The sequence below is a fragment of the Rhizobium sp. 01L419 genome, from assembly GCF_056400025.1.
Window position 1 is genome coordinate 1 of the sequence record NZ_JBFTSM010000053.1, and the last position, 1,214, is coordinate 1,214.

Annotated in this window: 1 protein-coding gene; it reads left to right on the top strand. The window is 58.6% G+C overall.

Translation table 11 applies throughout. The annotated features are described in order from the left end of the window. Positions 1–73: 73 nt before the first annotated feature. Positions 74–1,214 (top strand): IS3 family transposase gene (locus AC1DUP_RS36745; protein WP_477837373.1). Its coding sequence is split into 2 segments (ribosomal slippage), with 1,142 coding nucleotides annotated over them: positions 74–410 and positions 410–1,214; the frame shifts between segments, so codons are not numbered across the junction. This gene is flagged as partial in the annotation.

Consider the following 1,214-nt stretch of genomic DNA (forward strand, 5'->3'; position numbering starts at 1 on the left):
TGAACTGCCCCCATTTTCGACCGGACACTCAGCATAAGCAGGAAGGCTCAAGCACAGGCTTGAGGATAAGCTTATGTCTAACGAGTTTCGACAGGTTGACTTGATGATCGGTGACGTCCGGCGGCGACGCTGGACAACGGAACGCAAACTGCAGATCATCGAGGAAAGCTATGCCGCCGGGGAGACCGTCTCCTCTGCGGCTCGGCGGCATGGAGTTGCGCCAAATCTCCTGTATCGCTGGCGTAGGCTTCTGAGCGAGGGAGGTGCGGTGGCCGTGGAKTCTGACGAGCCAGTGATCGGCAATTCGGAGGTGAAGAAGCTGGAAGATCGAGTGCGCGAGCTTGAGCGCATCCTCGGGCGTAAGACGTTGGAGAACGAGATTCTCCGCGAAGCTCTTTCCAAAGCCCACTCAAAAAAACCGATATCGCGGCCGATCTTGTTGCCGAAGGACAGTTCCCGATGAAGACCGTGGCTGACGTCCTGGGCGTATCGCGGTCCAATCTCGCCGCGCGACGCAAAGGCAAGTCCAAGCCGCGTGGGCGGTATCTGAAGGCAGACGATGCCGAGCTGCTGCCTGCTATTCGCAAGCTCGTGGATGCTCGGCCGACCTACGGCTATCGGCGGATTGCTGCCCTTCTCAACAGGCAGCGGCGAGCTGCCGATCTGCCCGTCATCAATCGCAAACGGGTTCATCGCATTATGGCCAATCACGCTATGATCCTTGAGAAACACACGGCGGTGCGAGTAGGCCGTGTGCACGACGGCAAGGTCATGGTGATGCGGTCTAACCTCCGCTGGTGCTCGGASGGCCTTGAGTTCACCTGCTGGAATGGCGAGGTGGTCCGTCTCGCGTTCATCATCGATGCGTTTGACCGGGAAATTATCTCATGGGCAGCCGTCGCCAATGCCGGGATATCGGGCTCCGACATTCGAGACATGATGTTGGAGGCCGTCGAAAAGCGCTTCGGCGCAACCAGCGCCCCGCATGCGATAGAACATCTATCTGATAACGGCAGTGCATACACCGCGCGGGAGACTAGGCTGTTTGCCCAAGTCCTCAACCTGATCCCATGCTTCACACCCGTGGCCAGCCCTCAGTCCAACGGCATGTCGGAGGCTTTCGTCAAAACCCTGAAGCGGGACTACATACGCATCTCACCCATTCCGGACGCCGCAACAGCCCTCCGGAAGATCGACGGATGGATCGAAGACTA